The sequence below is a fragment of the Shinella sp. Sh6 genome, from assembly GCF_055392685.1.
In genome coordinates, this window is sequence record NZ_AP044005.1 from 714,697 (window position 1) to 733,389 (window position 18,693).

Consider the following 18,693-nt stretch of genomic DNA (forward strand, 5'->3'; position numbering starts at 1 on the left):
GGGCAGAGGGGGGTATCCCCCGGTCATCCCCATCCCCCCAAGCCTGAGACCCGCCCGTGGCCGTCTATACCGATATCACCGAAGACGATCTCTCCCGTTTCCTCGCCGCCTACGATGCCGGCACGCTGCTCTCCTACAAGGGCATCGCCGAGGGCGTGGAGAATTCCAATTTCCTGCTGCACACCACGAAGGGCGCGCTCATCCTGACGCTCTACGAAAAGCGCGTCGACCCGAACGACCTGCCCTTCTTCCTCGGCCTGATGCACCATCTGGCCGAGCGCGGCCTGTCCTGCCCGCTGCCGCTGCCGCGCAGCGACGGCGCGCTACTGGGCGAGCTCTCCGGCCGCCCCGCCGCCGTCATCTCGTTCCTCGAAGGCATGTGGCTGAGGAAGCCCGCGGCGAAGCATTGCCGCGAGGTCGGCCGCGCGCTGGCCGAGATGCATCTTGCCGGCGAGGGCTTCGCCATCACGCGGCCCAATGCGCTCTCCGTCGGCGGCTGGCGGCCGCTGTGGGAGAAATCGGCCGCCCGTGCCGACGAGGTGGAACAGGGGCTGGAGAACGAGATCGCCGGCGAGCTTGCCGCGCTGGAGGCCGGCTGGCTGAAGGCGCTTCCGACCGGCGTCATCCATGCCGATCTTTTCCCGGACAACGTCTTCTTCATCGGCGACGAGCTCTCCGGCCTCATCGATTTCTACTTCGCCTGCAACGACCTCCTCGCCTACGACGTCGCCATCTGCCTCAATGCCTGGTGCTTCGAGAAGGATGGTTCCTTCAACCTCACCAAGGGCATGGCTCTGCTTGCCGGCTACGAGAGCGTGCGCCCGCTCTCGGACGCGGAGGCCGCCGCCCTGCCGCTCCTCTCGCGCGGCGCGGCGCTGCGCTTCTTCCTGACGCGCCTCTACGACTGGCTGACGACGCCGCCCGGCGCGCTGGTCGTCAAGAAGGACCCGCTCGAATACCTGCGCAAATCGCGCTTCCACCGGCAGGTGCAGGGCCCGGCCGAGTACGGGCTTTCGCGATGAAGCATGTCGATATCTTCACGGACGGGGCCTGCTCGGGCAATCCCGGCCCCGGCGGCTGGGGCGCGGTTCTGCGCTACGGCGAGGTCGAGAAGGAAATGTGCGGCGGCGAGGCGGAGACCACCAACAACCGCATGGAGCTGACGGCCGCCGCCTCGGCGCTTGCCGCCCTCAAGAGCCCTTGCGAGGTCGATCTCTACACGGATTCGAAATACGTCATGGACGGCATTTCGAAGTGGATCTTCGGCTGGAAGAAGAACGGCTGGAAGACCGCCGACAAGAAGCCCGTGAAGAACGGCGACCTCTGGCAACTGCTCGACGAGGCGCGCCTGCGCCACAAGGTCGAATGGCACTGGGTCAAGGGCCACGCCGGCCACCCGGAGAACGAACGGGCAGACGAGCTGGCTCGGAAAGGCATGGCGCCGTTCAAGAAGGGATAGAGCGATCGCCCCTCATCCCCCTGCCGGGACCTTCTCCCCGCAAGCGGGGAGAAGGAGGAAAGCGGTGAGCCCATCGTTCCTCGCCCCGCTTGCGGGGAGAGCGACTGTCTTTGTGGTCAAGCGTTTTTCCATGGTTTACCGTCGCGAATGATTGCGTTGAGGATGGTGAGGAGTTTTCGCATTGTCGCGACAATGGCGACGATCTTCGGCTTGCCGGCAGCCACGAGCCTGTCGCGGAAAGCCTTGAGGACCGGGTTGTGACGGGACGCCACGAGGGCGGCCATAAAGAGCACGGCGCGCATCTTGCCGCGACCGCCGCCGATGAAGCTCCTGCCTCGCCATTTGCCCGATTGCCGCGTGAACGGCGCGATCCCCGCCAGTGAGGCGATCTGGCGCCGATCGAGCGTGCCGAGCTCGGGCATCTCGGCAATCAGCGTGCGGGCGGTGGTCGGCCCGACACCCGGCACAGACGTCAGAAGCGCCTCGCGCACCCGCCACAAGGGCGACTTGCGAATACGGCCGTCGAGCTCGTCGTCCAGGCTTGCAAGTTCGTGCCGGAGCGCGGCAAGCAGGCGCTTGATGCTCTTCTGTGTCTCCTTCGTCTGCGCCATCCGCGCCCGGTTCTCTTCCGCCGTGATCATCTGCACGATCTGGCGGCGGCGCGACACGATGGCCGAGAAGGCTTCACTCTCCTCATCGCGCAACGGCCGGATATCCGGTTTCGTCGCCGCCACGAAGGCTGCGATCACCGCCGCGTCGATCGGGTCGGTCTTGGCACGTTTGCCCAGCGCATTGGCATAGGAACGAACCTGCGCCGGATTGACCACGACAACGGCAAGGCCGGCCGATGACAGGCCCGCAGCCGCAAGCATCTCGTAACCGCCGGTCGCTTCCAGCGCCACGACATCGGCCTTTGCCTCTCGCAGCCGGGTGATCAGTCCATCCACGCCGGCATGGTCGTTGCCGACAAGGAAACTGTCACCGGCCGGAAGAACATGCACATCCAGCCGGTCCTTCGAAACATCAATGCCAACGATCACGTCCATCCTGTCCCATCCTTGCCTAAGCGGGCTTCGCATGCGCGAGCGGCCCTGGCGACTGTTCGGGTTCGATGGAACGGCGGATGAAGACCCAGGCTCTCCCACGGGCTTGGTGTCCCAAAGGTGCTGCGGTCTCTCATCCGCCACCGCAATCGGCAGTACAACGCCAATCCCGGGCAAAGGGAAGTTACAAAGGTGGCCGGCAGGCAGGTGAGGGGCGAGCCTCACCGGAATCGTCAGCTCAAAGCTGCTCGATCATCGCCGCCGCGCCGGAGACGGTGGCCTGGCCGGGGCTTTCCTCGATGTTGAGCGATTTCACCACGCCGTCCTCGACGAGCATGGAATAGCGCTTGGAGCGGACGCCGAGTGTGCCGGCGGAAAGGTCGATATCCATCCCGAGCGCCCTGGTGAAGGCGGCGTCCCAGTCGGCGATGAAGCGCAGCTTGCCGGCCCCGCCGGTGGACGTGGCCCAGGCGCCCATGACGTGATGGTCGTTGACCGCCACGACGACGATGTCGTCCACGCCCTTGGCGAGGATCGCGTCGCGGTTCTCCAGATAGCCCGGCAGGTGGTTCAGCGAGCAGGTGGGGGTGAAGGCGCCCGGCACGGCGAAGAGCACGACGCGCTTGCCGGAAAAGAGGTCGCTGGTCGAGATGTCGGCCGGGCCGTCCGGCGTGCGCTCCTTCAGCTTGAGATCGGGCAGCTTGTCTCCAACGGCAATGGTCACGGTGTCTCTCCTCGTCTGTCCTGGGGGATGGTTCGGCCGCACTATAGCAAAGGCGGCGGGGCTGCGAAGCGCTTTCGCGCCGAAAACGGAAGGGGCCTCAATCGAGCGGAAGCGGGGCTTCCATCGTCCGCGTTCCCGCCCGCACCGTCAGGCGGATCGCCGCCTTTGCCGCATCGAACGCCTTCGGCATGTGCAGCACCGGCACGTCGGCGACGAAGGCGTCGCCCTCCCGCCGCGCGGGCGCCGAAGCGCCGAATTCGAGCGCGGAATCGCCCGAGACGAAGACCTCCGGCACGGGGCCGTCCGCCGGCGCCTCGAAGCGCACGGCGATGCTCTTGCCGTCCGCCGCAAAATGCCCCGAAAGCGGCCGGAAGCCCTCCGTCGCGGCCTGCGGCAGCTTCGCCTCGGCATCCGCAAGGGCGGCCTGTTCCAGCGGGCTGGCGAAGGCTTCGCCGCTCGCGTCCGCCGTCAGCTCGGCCTGCACGGGAATGCAGATGTCCTTGCACATGCCGAGGAAGATCGCCGCGGTGACCGGCCCGCCTTTCGCCTTTTCCAGCGTCAGGGGGAACTGCACGGGCGCATTATAGCCGATATAGTGGCCGTCATCGCCGCCGAGTCGCTGCGGCGCGGGAAAGCCGATGGTATCGAGCGTGGCGCCCGAGACGGCGATGGACGGCGGAATGCCGCTGCCGCCCGGATCGCGCCAATAGGTCTTCCAGCCTTCGTTGAGGCGGATATCGAGAAGGGCGCTCGCCTTTCCGCCGGCATCGGCGGGAAGCGCGATGAGCCGCACGCTGCCGCCGGGCGTCTCGACCCAGCCGGAGGTCGCGGCCGGTGCGGCGGAGGGAAGGAGGAGCAGGGCGAGCGCTGCGGCTTTGACATGTTTCATGCTGCGACATCTACCGCCGCCCGCCGGGCCTTTCCAGCGGCAAAACCGGGCCGGCCGATCATAAATGCTTGATCTTCGGCGCGCGGACCTTAGCTTTTCTGCAAGGCTTGGGCGTCGTCCGGGCAAAAAGAGCGCTTTTCATTTGGCGATGAATTGATAGGCTGAGGCATCATGGCTATGTCGGTTCTGAAAAACAGACGAGAGCGAGGCTTCCTTGACGGTCAGTTCCTGATCGCCATGCCGGGCATGCTGGACGCCAATTTCGCCCGCACGGTCGTCTATATCTGCGCCCATTCGGATGACGGGGCCATGGGCTTCGTCATCAACCGGCCGCAGCAGTTGAGCTTCTCCGACGTGCTCCTGCATCTCGACCTTGCCGGCGAGGACGAGCTGATCCGCATGCCGGGCGCCTCGCGCGACTTTCCCATCCGCTGCGGCGGGCCGGTGGAAAGCGGCCGCGGCTTCGTGCTGCATTCGGACGACTACATGTCGGAATCCTCCATCCCCGTCAGCGACGACATCTGCCTGACGGCGACGCTCGACATCGTGCGCGCCATCTCGCGCGGGCGCGGGCCCGAGCGCGGCCTGATGATGCTCGGCTATGCCGGCTGGGGCGCCGGCCAGATCGAGAACGAGATCGGCGCCAACGGCTGGCTGAGCTGCCCGGCGCAGGAAGAGCTGATCTTCGACACCAATCTCGACAGCAAGTACGAGCGTGCGCTCGCTTTGATGGGTGTCACGCCCGCCATGCTCTCGGCCGAGGCCGGCCACGCCTGAGTGCGATTTTCACGGGTTCCCCGGAACTTGTCGCGCGGTTCGCCGTTAACGGGCCGCGTCGATGTGGACGCTTCGAACAAGGGAGCATGACGGTGAGCAGCACGACCGACAAGATCAAGGGCACGGCGAACGAAGTGACGGGCAAGGCCAAGCAGGCCGCCGGCAAGGCGGCAGGCAGCCCGAAGCTGCGCGCGGAAGGCGCCGCACAGGAAGCCAAGGGCAAGACGCAGAAGGCCGTCGGCAAGGCCAAGGACGCGGTCAAGGGCGCCGTCGACCGGCTCTGAGCCCAAGCCGCCGAACGAACGAGGATGCCCGCATCGCCGCCCGATGCGGGCGTCTCGCCTGAAGCCGGGGACGTCATGAAGCTCTTCACCTGCAGCACCTGCGGCCAGACCATCCATTTCGACAACCGCGTCTGCGTGCGCTGCGGGGCGACGCTCGGCTTCTGCGTGGACGACATGGCGCTCCACGCGCTGGTGCCGGAAGGCGAAGGCCTTTGGGCGCTCGCGCCGGGAGAGGGCGCCTATCGATTCTGCGCGAACGCCGTGCAGGACGTCTGCAACTGGCTGGTGCCGGCGCAAGGCCCTCACGCCTATTGCGAGGCCTGCCGGCACAACCGCATCGTGCCGACCATCGACCCGCAGGGGCTGGAGCGCTGGCGGCGCATCGGCGCGGCGCAGCGTCACCTCTTCTATTCCATCCTGCGCTGGAAGCTGCCGCATCCGACGCGCGAGGAGGATCCGGCGGGCGGCCTCGTCTTCGATTTCCTGGCCGATACGGTGGGCGCGGACGGCACGGTCGTCGCCGCGGCCATGACGGGCCACGAGGCCGGCGTCGTCAGCCTGCGCGCGGCCGAGGCGGACGATGCGGTGCGCGAGAGCGTGCGCGTTTCCATGGGCGAGCCCTACCGCTCGCTGCTCGGCCATTTCCGCCACGAGATCGGCCATTTCTACTGGGGGCAGCTCGTCCGCGACGAGGCGAGCCTTACGGAAGCCCGCCGCCTCTTCGGCGACGAGCGCGAGGACTACGCGGCGGCCCTCAGGCGCAACTACGAGCAGGGCCCGCCGCCCGATTGGCAGGACCGCTTCATCAGCGCCTATGCAAGCGCCCATCCCGCGGAGGATTTTGCCGAATGCTGGGCGCATTTCTTCCATATCGCCGATACGCTGGAGACCGCCCGCGCCTTCGGCCTCAACACCGATCCGAAGGGCCACGAGGAACTGGAGGCCGAAGTCACCTTCGATCCCTACCGCGCGCCTGATGCCGGCCGCCTCGTCGAGGCCTGGGTCCCGCTCTCCGTCGCCATGAACGCCATCCAGCGCTCCATGGGCCAGCCCGACAGCTACCCCTTCGTCCTCTCCCCGCCCGTGGTGGAGAAGCTCGATTTCATCAACGGGTTGGTGCGGTGCGCTTGAAAATATAACCCAATGGGTTATATTCGGGCATGCAGACGGTCGTTGAGCTTCCCACGTTCATCCGGCAGGCCGAGGCGATCTTCTCGCCGGAGGAACGCACGCCGCTCATCGATTATCTGGCGGCCCACCCCATGCTTGGGGACGAAATCCCCGGCGCCGGCGGCGTGCGCAAGCTGCGCTTCGCCGCCAGCGGCAGGGGAAAGCGCGGTGGCGCGCGGGTGATCTACTATTGGTACAGCGAGGACGCGCCGATCTACGCGCTGCTCGTCTATGCCAAGAACGTTCGGACCGATCTTTCCCCTGCGGAAAAGAAGACCGTTGCGGCCATCGCGAAGGCGATCAAGCAGCATCAAAGGAGCAAGTGACATGGCGAAGAAAACCGCATTCGGGAGCGACCTTGCCGCCGCCATGTCCGAGGCGCTCGCCCATGCCTCCGGCGCACCCGTCGAAGGCACGCGGGTTCACGCCGTCGATACGGACAGCGTCGATCCGAGGGCCGTCCGGCGCCATCTCAAGCTTACCCAGGCGCAGATGGCGCAGTTTCTCGGCACGAGCGTTTCGGGCTACCGCAAATGGGAGCAGGGGCAGCGGCAGCCGAGCGGCGCGGCTCGCACGCTCCTGCGCGTCATGGAGAAGGAGCCGGAAGCGGTCCTTCGCGTCCTTACGGCCGCTTGACGCCTACGCCCGCTTCATCAGCGGAAACCGTTCTTTCAGCAGGCGCAGCACGGAATCGAAGCCGATGGGGGGGCCGAAGAGGTAGCTCTGGCCGAATTCGCAGCCCATGGCGCCGAGCTCGATGGCGTCTTCCTCCGACTCGATGCCTTCCGCCACGACCTGCATGTCGAGTTCGCGCGCCATGGAGATGACGGAGCGCAGGAGCACGGTGCGCTTGTCCGAGCCGTCGCGCACCAGCGCCTTGTCGATCTTGATCGTGTCGAAGGGGAAGCGCGTGAGGTAGGAGAGGGAGGAATGGCCGGTGCCGAAATCGTCGAGCGCGAGGCCAAGGCCCACGTCCTTCAGCTTGGCGAGGATGAGGCGGGCCTGTTCCGGGTTCTCCATCACGACGGATTCGGTGAGCTCGAGCTTCATCTTCTGCGGCTCGCAGCGCGTCTTGGTGAGTGCGGCGCGCACGTCGTTGTAGAGCTCGTTGTTGAGGAGCTGCGCGCTCGACAGGTTGACCGAGACGAAGATCGGCAGGTCGCCGGTCTGGAGCTGCCAGTCCATCAGGTCGCTCGCCGCCTTGTCGAAGGCGAAGAGGCCGAGCTGGTTGATGAGGTCCGAGGCTTCCGCGATGGGGATGAACTCGGTGGGCGAGATGTTGCCGCGCTTGGGATGGTCCCAGCGCATCAGCGCCTCGAAGCCGGCGATCTCCGCATCCGAGAGGCGGACGATCGGCTGGTAGACGAGGGAGAGCTCCTTGCGCTCGATGGCGCGGCGAAGGTCCGTCTCAATCTGGAGGCGGTCGGCGCCGAAGGTGCGGAAGGCCGGGCGGAAGGGCTCGACGCGGTTGCCGCCCGCCTTCTTGGCGCGGTACATGGCCAGTTCCGCGTCGTTGAGCAGGCCGGCCGCGTCCTCCTGCTGGTCGACCCAGGAGACGAGGCCGATGGAGGCCGTCAGGATGATCTCGCGCCCGCCGAAATTGATCGGAACCATGATCGCCTTGCTGACGGCGTCGGCGAAATCGGCGACCTTGGCGGGGTCGCGCTCGGACATCAGGATCAGGCCGAACTGGTCGCCGGAAAGCCGCGCCAAGGTATCCTGCGGCTTCAGGAGACGGCGCAGGCGCCGCGTCAGCGCGATGAGGATGTTGTCGCCCGCGGCAATGCCGAGCGCGTCGTTGACCTGCTTGTAGCGGTCGATGTCGATGGTCAGCACCGTCGGGCGCACCGTGTCGGAGCTTGCCGTCAGCGAGAGGATCGATTGCAGCCGGTCGAGGAAGACCTGGCGGTTCGGCAGGCCCGTGAGGTTGTCGTGCAGGGCGTCCTGCAGGAGGCGGTCGACGGAATTGCGCTGCTCGGTGATGTCGATGATCGTGCCGACGCAGCGGATGATCTCTCCGTTGGCGCCCAGCACCGGCCGGGCGCGGATGGAGAGCCAGTGGTAGTGGCCGTCCTCGGCGCGCACGCGGAACTGATGGTTCAGCCGGCCCTTGCGATGCTCCAGCAGCACGTCGAGCGTGGCGCGGAAGCGGTCGCGGTCGTCCGGGTGAAGGCGCGGCAGCCAGTTGCGGGCCGGGCCGTGCATGACGCCGGGGGCGAGGCCGAGCTGGATGGAGATGTCGGGAATGGTGACGACGCGGTCGCGCGCCACGTCCCAGTCCCAGACGGTATCGCCCGAGCCCGTCAGCGCCAGCGACTGGCGCTCGAGGTCGGAGAAGAGGCCCTGGCTATAGGCGCCGCCGGCAAAGGCGTGCTGCATCACCGTGAAGCCGATGAGGAGAACGATCAGCACGAGGCCGCCGCCGAGCGCGGGCTGGATGATGTCGTTGTTGAGCTGGCCCGTCACCGTCAGCCAGGCGCCGAACAGCCAGACGAGGATCAGCGACCAGGCCGGAACCAGCAGGATGGCGCGGTCGTAGCGGTTGAAGCCGAGATAGGCGATGAGCACGATGCCGACGGTGCCGGTGAGCGCGAAGGACAGGCGGGCGATGCCGGCGGCGATCGGCGGATCGTAGATCGCGACGCCGAAGAGAAGGCCGAGCCCGAGGATCCACGCGAGCGTCGCATAGGAAAGATGCGCGTGCCAGCGGTTGAGGTTGAGATAAGTGTAGAGGAAGACGACGAGGCCGGCGGCAAGGAACACCTCCGTTCCCGCGCGCCATATCCGCTCGTCGCCCGCCGTGATCGAGATGAGCTTCGACAGGAACCCGAAATCGACGCAGATATAGCCGAGCACCGCCCAGGCGAGCGCGGCCGTCGCCGGCAGCATGGAGGTGCCCTTCACCACGAAGAGGATGGTGAGGAAGACGGCGAGCAGGCCCGCAATCCCGAGCACGATGCCGCGGTAGAGCGTGAAGGCGTTGACCGTGTCCTTGTAGGCGTCCGGCTGCCAGAGATAGATCTGCGGCAGGTCGGGCGTGGCGAGCTCCGCGACGAAGGTGACGACGGAGCCGGGATCGAGCGTGATGCGGAAGACGTCGGCCTCCTCGCTCGGCTGGCGGTCGAGCGCGAAGCCCTGGCTCGGCGTGATCGAGATGATGCGCTTGGCGCCGAGATCCGGCCAGAAGAGCTTGGACTGCACGAGGCGGAAATGCGGGGCGACGATCAGCCGGTCGATCTGCTCGTCCGAGACGTTGGCGAGCGCGAAGACGGCCCAGTCGCCCTGATGCTCGTCCGAGGTGGCGCGCACCTCGATGCGGCGCACGATGCCGTCGGTGCCGGGCGCGGTGGAGACCTGGAAGGCCTCGCCCCGGCCGGTATAGATCTCGGTCGTGGCGGTAAGGTCCAGCGCCGTGTCGTCACGGGAGATCTTGACGGGCTCGACGGCGAAGGCCCGGCCGCAGGACAGGCCGACGAAAAGCATCGCCGCCAGGAGAAGGAAAGCGAGCAACCGGCTGGCACGCTGCATGTGCGGCACGAAAGAAGACGTCATTGAAAGCGCATTGTCCTTAGTCTGCCCAGTCCTGCCGCGTTCCCGTGTTCGCTCAGGGTCGCCTGTCGGCAGCCAGAAGCGAGAACATCACGTGGTCGCGCCACTCCCCGTTTATCTTCAGATACTCCCGAAGGTAGCCTTCCCGTTGAAAGCCGGCCTTTTCAAGGAGACGAATGCTTCTTGTATTGTCTGGAATACAGGCTGCCTCGATACGGTGCAACTGAAGGCTGGAAAAGATATAGGGAATGGCGAGTTTCAGTGCGGCCAGCATGTGCCCCTGGCCGGCGTGCCGCTCGCCCATCCAGTAGCCGATCATGCAGCATTGCGCGGCCCCGCGCCGGATATAGCCGATGGTCAGCCCGCCCAGCAGCGTCTTTTCCTCGCGGGAGAAGAGGAAAAGCGGCACGGCCTGGCCGGATGAAAATTCCTGTTCATTTCGGATGACCCGGGCGCGGAAGGCGCCTTCCGTCAGCTCGTCCGCGCGCCAGACGGGCTCCCATGGCTCGAGGAAGCGGCGGCTTTCCGAGCGCAGCGCATACCATTGGCGATAGTCCTGGAAGCGGGGCAGGCGGAGGAAATGCCTCTCGCCGGCAAGCTCGACGGCGTCGGACTGCCGGGACAGAAACCGAAATACCGACCGTGCCATTCAGTCCTCCGCCATGCCGTTGCGGGGACACTATGCCGAGAGGCTCGCCGGCGTCAAATGGAGCGGAGAACGCCGCCCGCGGCCTATGCAATATTCGCATGCCTCTGCTGCGAACATATGCATTTTTTCCGGGCAGGAAAGCGCCTATCTATTGGGCAACACAAAGGAGTTGATCATGAACGTTTTCGCAAAGCTCAAGAAGAATGTAGCCGACCGCCGCGCCATGCGCGAACTCAGCGCCCTCGATGACCGCGCCCTCCAGGACCTCGGCATCTCCCGCTCGAACATCCAGTCCGCCGTCAAGGGCCTGGTCGTCTTCGGCTGAAGCCGGCCTCGCGCGGGGCGCCAGAACCCGCCGCGACAACGACGAACCCATCTGCCAAACGCCCGGTTCCCGGGCGTTTTTTGTTATGGGCATCCGGCTGGAAAGAGGGCGAAGCCCTCAGCTTGCGGCGCGATCGATGGTGCCGCGCGTCAGCGAGCGCGTGATGTCGCCGGCCGAGACGAGCTGTTCCAGCGGGCCGATGGCCGAGAGCGTCGGGACCGTGTCGAAGAACAGCCGGCCGGCAAGGTCCGTCAGGCGCTCGATGGTGATGCCGGCAAGGCGCTCCATCAGTTCCTCGTTGGGGATCGGGCGGCCGTAGAGCATCATCTGGCGGGCGATCTGGCCGGCGCGGGCGGCCGGGCTTTCCTGGCCCATCAGGAGCTGCGCGCGGATCTGCGCGCGGGCGCGCTCGATTTCCTGCTGCTCGATCGTCTCGGAGGATTTCTTCAACTCGTCGAAGATGACCGGCATCAGCTCCGGCAGGTTCTCCCCGCCCGTCGCCGCATGGATGCCGAAGATGCCGGTATCCGAAAAGCCCCAGTGGAAGGCGTAGATCGAGTAACAGAGGCCGCGGTGCTCGCGCACTTCCTGGAAGAGGCGGGAGGACATGCCGCCGCCGAGGATGTTGGCGAGGATCTGCGAACAGTAGAAGTCGCGCGCGTGGTAGGCCTTGCCCTCGAAGCCGAGAAGCACCTGCGCGTCCATGAGGTCGCGCGTCTCGCGCACGTCCCCGCCGGTATAGCGGGCCGGCTCGAAGACGGGGGAGAGCTTGGGCGCCGTCGGCAGCGAGGAGAAGCGCGTCTCGACCTGGCGCACGAATTCCTCATGATTGACCGCGCCGGCGGCCACCACGAACATGCGGTCCGTGGTGTAGTTGCGGTCGAGATAATGGCGGATTTCGCCCGGCGTGAAGGACAGCAGGGTCTCCGGCGTGCCGAGGATGGCGCGGCCGATGATCTGGTCGCGGTAGGCGACCTCGGAGAAGCGGTCGAAGACCACGTCGTCGGGCGTGTCGTTCGCCGCGCCGATCTCCTGCAGGATGACCTGCTTCTCGCGGCGCAGCTCGTCCTCGTCGAAGGCGGATTCCGTCAGGATGTCGGCGAGGATGTCGACCGCGAGCGGCACATGGTCCTTGAGGACGCGGGCGTAGTAGGAGGTGGTTTCCGTGGAGGTGGCGGCGTTGACCTCGCCGCCGACATTCTCGATCTCCTCGGCGATCTGCCGGGCCGAGCGGCGCTCGGTGCCCTTGAAGGCCATGTGTTCGAGAAGATGGGCGATGCCGTGCTCGTCCGTGGTTTCGTTGCGCGAGCCGGACTTGATCCAGACGCCGAGAGCCACGCTCTCGAGATGGGGCATGTTTTCCGTTACCACGGTCAACCCGGATGCAAGCCGGGTGCACTCAACTTTCATCATGCGCACTTTCTGCGTTCCAGCCTTTCCGCTCCCGGGGGATCGGAAAGGTCCTCCCTGTGATCCCGCAATCCCGGGCGCAAGCCTGCCCCTGGAATTGCCTAGCCCCGGATTCGCGAATGGTCGCCGATATAGGCTTCCACGACGTCGAGTTCTGCGCTCAGGACGTCGAACCGCTCCTGCCTTTGCATGAGGTCAGCAAGCCACGTCGGAAGCGCCGGGTCAATACCGCAGGCCGATTTTACTGCCGCGGGGAACTTGGCCGGATGGGCCGTCGCCAGCGTCACCATCGGCGCGTTTGCCTTCTCGTGCCTGGCCGCGACGAAGACGCCGATGGCCGAATGCGGGTCGAGCAGGTAGCCGGTCTCGGCGAGCGTCTTGCGGATCGTCTCGGCGACCTGCTTTTGCGAGGCGCGGCCGGCGCGGAACTCCTTGCGGATCGCCTTCAGCGCGCCCGGCTCGATGTCGAAGGCGCCCGCCTGCTTGAGGCTCGCCATGGCGCGGCGCACTGCGCCGGCATCGCGGCCGTGGGCCTCGAACAGGAGGCGCTCGAAGTTGGACGAGATCTGGATGTCCATGGAGGGCGAGGTGGTGGCCTTCGCCTCCTTCATCTCGTAGCGCCCGGTCTTCAGCGTGCGCACGAGAATGTCGTTCTCGTTGGTGGCGATGACGAGCTTGTCGATCGGCAGGCCCATGCGCTTTGCCGCATAGCCTGCGAAGATGTCGCCGAAATTGCCGGTCGGCACGGTGAAGGAGATTTTCCGGTCCGGCGCGCCGAGCGTGACGGCGGTGGTGAAGTAATAGACGATCTGGGCCATGATGCGCGCCCAGTTGATCGAGTTGACGCCGGAAAGCTTCATCCCGTCGCGGAACTTCGTATCGTTGAACATCGCTTTGACGAGGTTCTGGCAATCGTCGAAATTGCCCTTGATGGCGAGCGCGTGGACGTTCTTCGCCGTCGAGGTCGTCATCTGGCGCTGCTGAACCGGCGAGACCTTGCCTTCGGGGAAGAGGATGAAGATGTCGGTGCGCTCGCGCCCTGCAAAGGCGTCGATGGCCGCCCCGCCGGTGTCGCCCGAGGTGGCGCCGACGATGGTGGCGCGCTCGTTGCGGGCGGCCAGCGCATGGTCCATCAGCCGGGCGAGAAGCTGCATCGCCACGTCCTTGAAGGCGAGCGTCGTGCCGTGGAAGAGCTCCATGACAAAGGCGTTCGGCCCGGTCTGCACCAGCGGCGCGACGGCCGGGTGGCGGAAGGTGGCATAGGCCTCGTCGATCATCGCGCGGAACGTGTCGGCCGGGATGTCGCCCTCCACGAACGGGGTGAGCACCGTGAAGGCGATCTCCTCATAGGACTTGCCGCGCAGCGCCCGGATCTCCCGCTTCGAGAAGGTCGGCCATTGCCGCGGCACGTAGAGGCCGCCGTCGCGGGCAAGGCCTGCCAGGAGCGCGTCGGAAAAACCGAGGGAAGGGGCCTCGCCCCGGGTCGAAACATAATCCACGTTCACACGTCCTTGGAATGGTCGGGCTTGCGAAGGCATGGCCTGCCGGCTCCCGAAACGGCCTCTCCGAAATTCTGCGGGCGGTTTCATTCGACAATCGATTTTTCGCCGCGTCGCTGCTATAGACCATCGCCTGGGGTCGTGAAAAGGCCCGTGAAACGAGTTCCGAAAGGCTTGCGCGCCGGAGGCGGAGCCTGATCGCAGGGGTAGACGTAACGTGTATGGAATGACCATCCGCCGCTTTCTCGGCATTTCCCTTCTCGCCGTCGTCGCCGGCTGCAACCAGACGGACAAGCCCGTCAATCTCGGCGTGACCAGCGATCCGTCGGGCGTTCAGGCCGCCGCCCAGCAGCAGACGCAGGTCGCCGTCGTGCAGGGCTCGTGCCCGCAGGTCTACCTGCGCGACGGCACCGCCGTGCTGGAGCGCTACGGCAAGGGCGCCAAGGACGATCCGCAGAACCTGCTCTACCAGGCGACGCTCGCCGACACGACGCGCCAGTGCGTCATCAACGAGAACCAGCTCGTCATGACCGTCATGGTGCAGGGCCGCATCGTCAGCGGGCCGGCCGGCGGCAGCGGCTCGGTCAACCTGCCGATCCGCGTCGCCGTCCTCGACGGGCCGAACGAGCTTTATTCGCAGACCGTGCAATATCCCGTGACCATCCCGGCCGACACCGGCTCCGGCCAGTTCATCTTCACCCAGGCCAACGTCGCCATCCCCGGCGGCTCCGGCGGCTTCACCAAGGTCTATGTCGGCTTCGAGGACGGTCCGGCGAAGAAGAAAAAGCGCAAGTAACGGTTTTTCCGGCTCTGCAAACACGAAGGCCGCGGAAGATGCTTCCGCGGCCACCCCACCGCCGTCATCCTCGGGCTTGACCCGAGGATCCACGCTTCACGGCACGCGCTGAGCGCGGGGCATGGATGCTCGGGTCAAGCCCGAGCACGACGAAGGAGAGGTTTGGCGCAAGGCCTCAGATCGCCTCGCTCCATTCCGCCAGCGCGGCGATGACGTCCGGCAATTCGGTCATGCGGGAGACCACGGTCTCGGCGCCGGCTTCCGTCAGGCGGTCGGCGTGGGAGGGGTAGGTGTGCGAGGCGCCGGTGAAGCCGACGACGCGCATGCCGGCGGCGCGTGCGCCGGCGATTCCGTGCACGGAATCCTCGACGACCAGCGTGCGGGCCGGGTCGGCGCCGAACTGCTTTGCGCCGTGCAGGAAGATGTCCGGCTTCGGCTTCACGCGGTCCGGGCCGAGATCCTTGGCCGAATAGATGTGCGGGGTGAAGATTTCCCGCAGCCCGACCTTGCCGAGCATCATGTCGAGCCGGTGCGAGGCGGAGTTGGAGCAGATGCAATAGGGCTTGCGAAGGCGCGACAGCATCGCCTTGACGCCGTCGATGACCTGAACGTCCCGGGCAAGGCGCGCGTCGAGCAGCTTTTCCGACTTGTCGAGCAGCGAGGCGGAGAGCGGAATGGAGGCCTCGCGCTCGATGGTGAGCAGGATGTTGTGCCAGGTCATGCCGGCGAAGCGCTCGCCCATCTCTTCCACGCCGATCGGATAGCCCGCCTCGGTGAGCAGGCCCGATTCCACTTCCGCCGCGATGATTTCCGAATCGACGAGCACGCCGTCGCAATCGAAGATGATGAGATCGAAACCGTTCATGGCCTGTTGTCTTTCAAGAATGCGCTTGTCGCCGCAAGGGGAGAGGGAAAGGGCGCGTTTCGCCCGGAAAGCCGCCGGTTCCCTACACGAAAGGGGGTGCGGGGACAATTGCCGATTGGGGAAGAGAGCTATGCGGGTTCAAGACCCTCTCTGCCCTGCCGGGCATCTCCCCCACAAGGGGGAGAAAAGCCGGCAGCCCGCTTTTCCCTTGAAATTGTCCGCTGAGAGTGCCGCGCTGTAAGTCCCTCCCCCTTGTGGGGAGGGGTTGGGGAGGGGCCTTTCCTACCCGAAAGCCGCCGTGAACCGCCGCTCGCCCTCGGCGGTGAAGCGCACGGCGCGGCTGTCCTTTTCGCGCCTCGCCCAGCCGTCGGCGATGAAGCGGGCAAGCAGGGCCTCGCCGAGCGAGCCGGCAAGGTGCGAGCGGCGCTCGCTCCAGTCGAGGCAGGTGCGGCAGACGGGGCGGCGCTGCGCCTTCAGCGCGGGAACATCGATGCCGAGGGCGGCGATGCGGGCTTCGCCGGAGGGTGTCAGCGCGGCCTCCTCGCCGTCGAGCGTCACGTCGCCGTCGGCGATCAGCCGGTCGAGCATGCGCACGCCGAAATCGCCGGCAAGGTGATTGTAGCAGACGCGCGCCTTCCTCAGCGCCGGGTCCTTGGGGCCGGGGCGGGTGCGAAGGTGGCCGCGCCCCGCGGCAAAGCCCATGATGTTTTCCAGGAGCAGGCCCACCTCGTTGTCGGCGAGCGTGAAATAGCGGTGCCGGCCCTGCTTGCGCTGGGTGACGAGCCCGCCGGCCTCCAGCTTGGAAAGGTGGGAGCTGGCGGTCGGCAGCGTGATGCCGGCCGCGCCGGCAAGCTCGCTCGCCGTCAGCGCCTGTCCGCCCATCAGCGCGGTCAGCATGTTGGCGCGGGCGGGATCGCCGATCAGCGCGCCGATCTGGGAAATGTCCGGTCCTTCTTTCATACTTCGATGGTAACCGAAGCATTCGCGTCCGGCAATATGGGAAAAGGGGGCATCGCAACAAGGAGACGACGATGATCACCTGCTTCATCCGCTACGAGATCGACCCGTTCGGCAAGGACGCCTTCGCCGCCTACGCCCGCAACTGGGGCGAGGCGATCCCGCGCTGCGGGGCGAACCTCATCGGCTATTTCGGCCCGCACGAGGGCTCGGCCACCACCGCCTACGGCGTCTATTCCATCGAGAACCTCGCCGCCTACGAGGCCTACCGCGCGCGCCTTGCCGCCGATCCGCTCGGCCGGGAGAACTACGCCTTCGCCCGCAAGGAGCGCTTCATCCTCAAGGAGGACCGCATCTTCCTGAAGAAGGTGTCGTCATGATCGCGGTCATCTTCGAAGTGGTGCCGGCGCCCGGCCGGATGGACGCCTATCTCGACACGGCGCGGGACCTGCGTCCCCTGCTCGACGAGGTGGACGGCTTCCTCTCCATCGAGCGCTTCCGCAGCCTCACCGATCCGACGCGGCTGCTCTCGCTCTCCTTCTGGCGCGACGAGGAGGCGGTCAGGGCCTGGCGCACGACCGAGGAACACCGCGCCGCCCAGGCCGCCGGCCGCAACGGCGTCTTCGACGCCTACCGCCTGCGCATCGCCAGCGTCGTCCGCGACTACGGCCTCAACGACCGCGACGAGGCGCCGGCGGACAGCCGGGCGTTCCACGCGGCGTAGCGGGGAGATCGCATAGGAATTGAAGACCCCTCCCTAAATCCCTCCCCACAAGGGGGAGGGACTTAACGTGCCTCCCTCTTGGCGTTCCATTTTGAACGATGAGCAAGCCTTCTGCTTTCTCCCCCCTTGTGGGGGAGATGACGGCAGGCAGAGAGGGTCTTTGCCTCGCACTCGCGCATTTCGCTTTTTCTCCGGAACCTTCAGCCTTTGGTAACCATCTTCGGTAACCATAAGCCCCATCAAGTTCCGTTCCGAGTAAGCGTATCAGCGAGTATCAAATGCCATCTGTTCTTTCGCTTGCAGACGTCTCCCGTTCGCCCCGCAAGAGCGGCTGGCTCGACACCATCATCAAGGGAGACTGCGTCGCCGCGCTCGAAGCGCTGCCGGACCAGTCCGTCGACGTCATCTTCGCCGATCCCCCGTACAACCTCCAGCTCGGCGGCATGCTCACGCGGCCGGACCAGAGCCTCGTCGACGCCGTCGACGACGAATGGGACCAGTTCGCCTCCTTCGAGGCCTACGACGCCTTCACGCGCGCCTGGCTGCTCGCCTGCCGCCGCGTGCTGAAGCCCTCCGGCACGATCTGGGTCATCGGCTCCTACCACAATATCTTCCGCGTCGGCGCGACCCTGCAGGACCTCAATTTCTGGATCCTCAACGACGTCATCTGGCGCAAGACGAACCCGATGCCGAACTTCAAGGGCCGCCGGTTCCAGAACGCGCACGAGACGCTGATCTGGGCGACGCGCGATCCCAAGGCCAAGGGCTACACCTTCAACTACGACGCCATGAAGGCCGCCAACGACGACGTGCAGATGCGCTCGGACTGGCTGTTCCCGATCTGCAACGGCGGCGAGCGGCTGAAGGATGCCGACGGCAAGAAGGTGCATCCGACGCAGAAGCCGGAAGCCCTGCTCGCCCGCATCCTGATGGCCTCCACAAAGCCCGGCGACGTGGTGCTCGACCCGTTCTTCGGCTCCGGCACGACCGGCGCGGTGGCAAAGCGCCTCGGCCGCCATTTCGTCGGCATCGAGCGCGAGCAGGACTATATCGACGCGGCCCGCGCGCGCATCGATGCGGTCGAGCCGCTGGGCTCGGGCACGCTTTCCGTGATGAGCGGCAAGAAGGCCGAGCCGCGCGTCGCCTTCAACACGCTCATCGAGAGCGGCCTGATTGCGCCCGGCACCGTTCTGACGGATGCGCGCCGCCGCCACAGCGCCATCGTGCGCGCCGACGGCACGCTCGCCTCGGGCAGCGATGCCGGCTCCATCCACCGGCTCGGCGCCAAGGTGCAGGGGCTCGACGCCTGCAACGGCTGGACCTTCTGGCATTATGCGGACGGGGCGGAGTTGAAGCCGATCGACGCGCTGCGCGCCGTCGTGCGCGCCGGCATAGCCGGCCTCGAATAGGCCGGCCCACCCTCATAACAGTTTCTCCAGCTGCGGCCTCCGGTGTTCCCTGCACCGGGGGCTGTGGCTTTTTGGAAAGGCGCGCTCTCCCCAACTTCCGTATGCGCCATTCAGGTGATCTTAACCATCGAAGGCTTAGTGTTCCCTGGCAAACACGTCGGGCC

General features: G+C 66.2%; 21 protein-coding genes. 12 read left to right on the top strand and 9 right to left on the bottom strand.

Annotated features, from left to right (window positions below; genetic code table 11):
- Positions 1-56 precede the first annotated feature (56 nt).
- Both ACZ5TO_RS03400 and rnhA read left to right on the top strand, forming a co-directional pair.
- Positions 57-1,022: a homoserine kinase gene (locus ACZ5TO_RS03400; protein ID WP_464799539.1), complete on the top strand. Its 966-nt coding sequence runs from the start codon at positions 57-59 to the stop codon at positions 1,020-1,022.
- Positions 1,019-1,459 carry a ribonuclease HI gene (gene rnhA, locus ACZ5TO_RS03405; protein ID WP_464799540.1) on the top strand — a complete coding sequence of 147 codons (441 nt, stop codon included), beginning with the start codon at positions 1,019-1,021 and terminating at the stop codon, positions 1,457-1,459. Before ACZ5TO_RS03400 ends, rnhA begins: the two co-directional genes overlap by 4 nt.
- Positions 1,460-1,575: 116 nt before the next feature.
- Here rnhA and ACZ5TO_RS03410 read toward each other — a convergent pair whose 3' ends face one another.
- From ACZ5TO_RS03410 to ACZ5TO_RS03420, 3 genes are all read right to left on the bottom strand, one after another.
- Entirely contained in the window at positions 1,576-2,505 is a 930-nt protein-coding gene (locus ACZ5TO_RS03410) for an IS110 family RNA-guided transposase (protein ID WP_464799541.1), read from the bottom strand.
- 235 nt (positions 2,506-2,740) lie between these two features.
- The gene (locus ACZ5TO_RS03415; RefSeq protein ID WP_464799542.1) at positions 2,741-3,226 is read right to left on the bottom strand and encodes a redoxin family protein; all 486 of its coding nucleotides are present in this window, start codon (positions 3,224-3,226) and stop codon (positions 2,741-2,743) included.
- A 97-nt stretch (positions 3,227-3,323) separates the two neighbouring features.
- Positions 3,324-4,115 carry a protein-disulfide reductase DsbD domain-containing protein gene (locus ACZ5TO_RS03420; protein WP_464799543.1) on the bottom strand — a complete coding sequence of 264 codons (792 nt, stop codon included), beginning with the start codon at positions 4,113-4,115 and terminating at the stop codon, positions 3,324-3,326.
- Positions 4,116-4,286: 171 nt separating this feature from the next.
- On the opposite strand from ACZ5TO_RS03420, the gene ACZ5TO_RS03425 reads away from it, so the two are divergent.
- The 5 genes from ACZ5TO_RS03425 (at position 4,287) to ACZ5TO_RS03445 (ending at position 6,982) form a co-directional block, all read left to right on the top strand.
- Positions 4,287-4,892: a YqgE/AlgH family protein gene (locus ACZ5TO_RS03425; protein WP_464799544.1), complete on the top strand. Its 606-nt coding sequence runs from the start codon at positions 4,287-4,289 to the stop codon at positions 4,890-4,892.
- A gap of 92 nt (positions 4,893-4,984) precedes the next feature.
- Positions 4,985-5,176 (top strand): CsbD family protein, encoded by a 192-nt coding sequence (locus ACZ5TO_RS03430; protein ID WP_184146321.1) that lies wholly within the window; start codon positions 4,985-4,987, stop codon positions 5,174-5,176.
- A 75-nt stretch (positions 5,177-5,251) separates the two neighbouring features.
- Complete coding sequence (locus ACZ5TO_RS03435; RefSeq protein ID WP_464800325.1) at positions 5,252-6,307, top strand: zinc-binding metallopeptidase family protein; 1,056 nt, start codon at positions 5,252-5,254, stop codon at positions 6,305-6,307.
- A gap of 29 nt (positions 6,308-6,336) precedes the next feature.
- Positions 6,337-6,672 (top strand): type II toxin-antitoxin system RelE/ParE family toxin, encoded by a 336-nt coding sequence (locus ACZ5TO_RS03440; RefSeq protein WP_464799545.1) that lies wholly within the window; start codon positions 6,337-6,339, stop codon positions 6,670-6,672.
- Between the two features lies 1 nt (position 6,673).
- Positions 6,674-6,982 (top strand): helix-turn-helix domain-containing protein, encoded by a 309-nt coding sequence (locus ACZ5TO_RS03445; RefSeq protein WP_184146325.1) that lies wholly within the window; start codon positions 6,674-6,676, stop codon positions 6,980-6,982.
- Positions 6,983-6,985: 3 nt separating this feature from the next.
- Here ACZ5TO_RS03445 and ACZ5TO_RS03450 read toward each other — a convergent pair whose 3' ends face one another.
- Positions 6,986-9,829: an EAL domain-containing protein gene (locus tag ACZ5TO_RS03450; protein WP_246434369.1), complete on the bottom strand. Its 2,844-nt coding sequence runs from the start codon at positions 9,827-9,829 to the stop codon at positions 6,986-6,988.
- A gap of 121 nt (positions 9,830-9,950) precedes the next feature.
- A complete protein-coding gene (locus tag ACZ5TO_RS03455) occupies positions 9,951-10,544 on the bottom strand; it encodes a GNAT family N-acetyltransferase (RefSeq protein ID WP_464799546.1) in 594 nt (197 codons plus the stop codon).
- A gap of 175 nt (positions 10,545-10,719) precedes the next feature.
- Here ACZ5TO_RS03455 and ACZ5TO_RS03460 point away from each other — a divergent pair, with 175 nt between their 5' ends.
- Positions 10,720-10,869 (top strand): DUF1127 domain-containing protein, encoded by a 150-nt coding sequence (locus ACZ5TO_RS03460; RefSeq protein WP_184146331.1) that lies wholly within the window; start codon positions 10,720-10,722, stop codon positions 10,867-10,869.
- 117 nt (positions 10,870-10,986) lie between these two features.
- Here the strand turns inward: ACZ5TO_RS03460 and ACZ5TO_RS03465 are convergent, their stop codons facing one another.
- On the bottom strand, positions 10,987-12,282 hold the full coding sequence (locus ACZ5TO_RS03465; RefSeq protein ID WP_464799547.1) for a M16 family metallopeptidase: 1,296 nt from the start codon (positions 12,280-12,282) through the stop codon (positions 10,987-10,989).
- A 98-nt stretch (positions 12,283-12,380) separates the two neighbouring features.
- On the bottom strand, positions 12,381-13,817 hold the full coding sequence (thrC, locus tag ACZ5TO_RS03470; RefSeq protein WP_184146335.1) for a threonine synthase: 1,437 nt from the start codon (positions 13,815-13,817) through the stop codon (positions 12,381-12,383).
- A 178-nt stretch (positions 13,818-13,995) separates the two neighbouring features.
- Between thrC and ACZ5TO_RS03475 the strand changes: the two genes are divergently transcribed.
- A complete protein-coding gene (locus ACZ5TO_RS03475) occupies positions 13,996-14,574 on the top strand; it encodes a hypothetical protein (RefSeq protein WP_464799548.1) in 579 nt (192 codons plus the stop codon).
- Between the two features lie 175 nt (positions 14,575-14,749).
- Here ACZ5TO_RS03475 and ACZ5TO_RS03480 read toward each other — a convergent pair whose 3' ends face one another.
- Together ACZ5TO_RS03480 and ACZ5TO_RS03485 are read right to left on the bottom strand one after the other, a co-directional pair.
- A complete protein-coding gene (locus tag ACZ5TO_RS03480) occupies positions 14,750-15,439 on the bottom strand; it encodes an HAD family hydrolase (RefSeq protein WP_464799549.1) in 690 nt (229 codons plus the stop codon).
- Between the two features lie 282 nt (positions 15,440-15,721).
- A complete protein-coding gene (locus ACZ5TO_RS03485) occupies positions 15,722-16,399 on the bottom strand; it encodes an ArsR/SmtB family transcription factor (RefSeq protein WP_464799550.1) in 678 nt (225 codons plus the stop codon).
- Positions 16,400-16,470: 71 nt separating this feature from the next.
- On the opposite strand from ACZ5TO_RS03485, the gene ACZ5TO_RS03490 reads away from it, so the two are divergent.
- The 3 genes from ACZ5TO_RS03490 to ACZ5TO_RS03500 all read left to right on the top strand — a co-directional run bounded on the left by ACZ5TO_RS03490 (position 16,471) and on the right by ACZ5TO_RS03500 (position 18,529).
- Positions 16,471-16,776 carry an NIPSNAP family protein gene (locus ACZ5TO_RS03490; RefSeq protein ID WP_464799551.1) on the top strand — a complete coding sequence of 102 codons (306 nt, stop codon included), beginning with the start codon at positions 16,471-16,473 and terminating at the stop codon, positions 16,774-16,776.
- Complete coding sequence (locus tag ACZ5TO_RS03495) at positions 16,773-17,120, top strand: antibiotic biosynthesis monooxygenase family protein (RefSeq protein WP_184147138.1); 348 nt, start codon at positions 16,773-16,775, stop codon at positions 17,118-17,120. The genes ACZ5TO_RS03490 and ACZ5TO_RS03495 overlap by 4 nt, the downstream gene beginning before the upstream one ends.
- 278 nt (positions 17,121-17,398) lie before the next feature.
- Positions 17,399-18,529, top strand: coding sequence for a DNA methyltransferase (locus tag ACZ5TO_RS03500; protein WP_464799552.1), 1,131 nt, complete (start codon positions 17,399-17,401; stop codon positions 18,527-18,529).
- The last annotated feature ends 164 nt before the right edge of the window (positions 18,530-18,693 follow it).